The organism is Ilumatobacter sp. (genome assembly GCF_041688325.1).
In the GTDB taxonomy this organism is placed as follows: Bacteria; Actinomycetota; Acidimicrobiia; order Acidimicrobiales; family Ilumatobacteraceae; genus Ilumatobacter_A.
In genome coordinates this window covers 1-3,109 of sequence record NZ_JBDNIJ010000144.1, presented here as the reverse complement: position 1 = coordinate 3,109, position 3,109 = coordinate 1, and the positions used below count along the sequence as shown (strand labels likewise).

Here is a 3,109-nt window from a genome sequence, read left to right as displayed (position 1 = left end):
CGCGAAGACGCCGCCGCAGCGGTGATTCATCTGCTCACCCGACCGCAACCTCCGGGACCTCTCTACCTTGGTGCCGACGACGAACCAGCCCTGCGGGGCGACGTTGCCGCGTACATCGCTCGACGCTTGGCGTTGCCGGGTCCCCCGACAGCCGACCCCGAGCAGGCTCACGGCAAACGATTGAGTAACGCGCTACTTCGCGCCAGCGGTTGGTTGCCTACCTACCCCACCTTTCGCGAGGGGTACGCCGACTACCCGAAAGACGAACGAGTCCTTCGCTACGAGGGGCTCCGGACGAGCTAGCTCGTTGAATGAGGGGCGTCAGTTCGTGGAATGCTGCCGCGACGCGTAGATATTCGGGGCAGGCTTCGACGCCGAGTTCGTAGTCGCCGCGTCTCAGGTTTTGGATGAACGCCGGCCTGCGGATCACTGTCGACGCTCTCGATCTGGCGACCCTCCGTGATGTTGTATTCGCGCCAGCCCAGCTGGCTCAACTCAAGGTTGCATCAGGACGGATCAAACTCAGAACTATTCGCTGGGTTCCTCGTGCAGAGCGCGGGCCTCCGGGCTCTGTTCTTGCTCAACCGACTCGGTCGCGATGAGCTGTTGTTCGTCATCATCGATCGATGGTGCCGTCGCAGTGGACATCGCCGGGTCGACGAGGCCGGCAGGGCGACCCTGCATTGTCGAAGCGCCGTTTGCGGCATCGCGTTCTTCGGCTTCGGGAACGAGACGTTCGTCGCGACTCGCCACGTCGTCGCGCGCGATCACGCCGTGTGCGATGATCGACGGATCCTCGACAGCGAGTGGCTCGTCGCGTGGGAAATCGTCACCGGGGCGTCCAGTGTCACCAACCTCCTCGCCCAAGACGGTCGGGTCCAGCTGTTCGGCATGTGAATAGCTCATGGGACAGCAGTACCCGTTCAACCGCGCGTTCAATCTCTGTCCCCGATCTCTGTCCTCGATCAGGAACGCGCCTGCGCTCCGCCCGACGCTGTTCATGCGAGTAGTTCGTCGAGGTGGACCGCTGCGCTGATCAGCGCCAGATGTGTGAACGCTTGTGGGAAGTTGCCGATCAGTCGACCGTTGGGGCCGATCTCTTCGCTGAACAGACCGGTCGGGCTCGCATACGACAGCAGCCGGTCGAACATCGATCGCGCCTCGTTGAGCCGCCCAGCCCGCGCCAATGTTTCGACGTACCAGAACGAGCACATGGTGAACGAGCCCTCGTCTCCGTCGAGCCCGTCGTCGGTCGCTGTCGAGTCGTAGCGGTCGACGAGCGGTCCGTGCGCAAGGCGGTCGCCGATGGCATCGAGCGTCGAGAGCCAGCGCTCATCGGTCGGTGAGACGAATCGGACGAGCGGCATGAGCAGCAGCGACGCGTCGAGCGTCGACCCGCCGAGTGTCTGCGTAAACGCACCCAGGTCGTCGTTCCAGCCCTCGTCGACGAGGCACGCATGCATCTCGTCGCGGGCGGCTCGCCAATGCTCGTACGGTGCAGGCCGGCCCCCATGGCGCGCCATGCGCATGGCGCGTTCGACAGCCACCCAGCACATCAGCAGCGACGACGTGTGTCGCTGTTCACCACCTCGAGTTTCCCAGATACCTTCGTCGGGACGCTTCCAATTCTCGACCACCCAATCGACGAGCACACAAACGTTCTGCCAGGTGTCGAGGCCCAGCCCATCGCCGTGCTTGTCAGCCAGGTACAGCGCATCGATCATCTCGCCGTAAATATCCAACTGCAGTTGCCCACTGGCCGCGTTGCCGACTCGAACAGGCGTGCTGTCGCCGTACCCAGACCAGTGGTCGAGTTCGATCTCCTCGATCTGCGCGTTGCCGTCGAGGTCGTATAGGGGTGACAGTGGCGGTCGATCGCCCGACCGGTCGCAGGTCTGCACGCGCTGGACGAGCCACTCGGTGAAAGCCTCGGCTTCGGAGAGATACCCGAGCTCGATGAATGCGTACAACGTGAACGATGCGTCGCGAATCCAGACGTATCGATAGTCCCAGTTGCGTTCGCCACCCATGACCTCAGGGAGGCTCGTGGTCGCTGCGGCAATGATCCCGCCGGTCGGCGCGTGGGTAAGTAGTTTGAGGGTCAGCGCCGACCGCTCGACGTGCTCTCGCCACCTGCCGTCATAGGTGCTCGCCCCCGACCAATCACGCCAGAACTCCAGTGTTTGTCGAGAGGCTTCATCGCAGCCAGCTTGGTCGAGCACGGTGTCTCCGAGGGCGAAGAACGCCGACTCCCCCTCCGCGAGTTCGAACGTGGCGGACAGCGGCGAGGTGGTGACCGGGGTGGGGTCGTCGCCATTGTCTGCGGAGGTAATGTCGAGGGAGACCGACGATGACATCGTCAATTCGAACTCGTGCTCGCCACTGCTGCTCAGCCGGATCGAGTTACCGTCATCAACCAAGCATTCGACCGTCCGTTCGCCGCGACCGTAGTCGGGGCGCATGAGCAGGTTCGAGGTCGCTTCGACATGACCACGACGACAGCGCACGACGCGAACGAGTTGACGAGCACCGTGATGGTCGCCGAGTCCCATCGACATGAAGTCTTCGATCTCCATGATCCCGGTTGGCGTGTGAAAGCGGGTGAGCAGAACGTTGGTGCCCGACAGGTAGAATTGACGAGATTCGATGTGGCCGTCACTGGCACCGGAGGGGCGAACGGACCAATCACCGCCCTCGGGGTCGAGCAGCGATCCGAAGATGCTAGGCGAGTCGAACCTGGGCCAGCACAGCCAGTCGATCGAACCGGTCTCGTGGACGATGGCGAGCGTTTCGGTGTCGCCGACCAATCCATATTCTTCGAGTGGCCGCGACATCAGCGACCCGGCCCCGTCGAACCCGGCGCATAGAACTGAAGTTCACGGGTCGATGTCGAGAGGTCCTCGACGAGCCGCCAAGCTGCGAGCACGTCGTCGATCTGTGCGAAGTGGCGCCGGGAACCGTCGAGCGCATCGTCGAGCAGCGTTGCATAGTCGCCGAGGTCGCCGTGCTCGGAGGGCCCACACAGCTCAGCATCGACTCGCCGAAGCGCCGCGGCGTGATGTCCTCGTGGTGGCGAGTCGGCGCCAGTGTCGAGGATGTTGAGACCGAT

Annotated in this window: 2 protein-coding genes and 2 pseudogenes; 1 reads left to right on the top strand and 3 read right to left on the bottom strand. The window is 63.4% G+C overall.

Annotation, left to right across the window (positions count from 1 at the left end; translation table 11 throughout):
• Positions 1-303, top strand: a pseudogene (locus ACH2EI_RS09540) (SDR family NAD(P)-dependent oxidoreductase); the annotation flags it as partial.
• Between the two features lie 225 nt (positions 304-528).
• Here the strand turns inward: ACH2EI_RS09540 and ACH2EI_RS09535 are convergent.
• From ACH2EI_RS09535 to ACH2EI_RS09525, 3 genes and pseudogenes are all read right to left on the bottom strand, one after another.
• Positions 529-906, bottom strand: a complete 378-nt coding sequence (locus tag ACH2EI_RS09535; protein WP_395154887.1) for a hypothetical protein — start codon at positions 904-906, stop codon at positions 529-531.
• A gap of 92 nt (positions 907-998) precedes the next feature.
• A complete protein-coding gene (locus ACH2EI_RS09530) occupies positions 999-2,834 on the bottom strand; it encodes a glycoside hydrolase family 15 protein (RefSeq protein ID WP_395159829.1) in 1,836 nt (611 codons plus the stop codon).
• Positions 2,834-3,109: pseudogene (locus ACH2EI_RS09525) on the bottom strand (hypothetical protein); the annotation flags it as partial. The gene ACH2EI_RS09530 and the pseudogene ACH2EI_RS09525, both read right to left, overlap by 1 nt.

What these genes read in the sequence shown, in the direction of transcription:
- ACH2EI_RS09535 (WP_395154887.1), bottom strand. Translation starts at nt 906, where the DNA reads ATGAGCTATTCACATGCCGAACAGCTGGACCCGACCGTCTTGGGCGAG.
- ACH2EI_RS09530 (WP_395159829.1), bottom strand. Translation starts at nt 2,834, where the DNA reads ATGTCGCGGCCACTCGAAGAATATGGATTGGTCGGCGACACCGAAACG.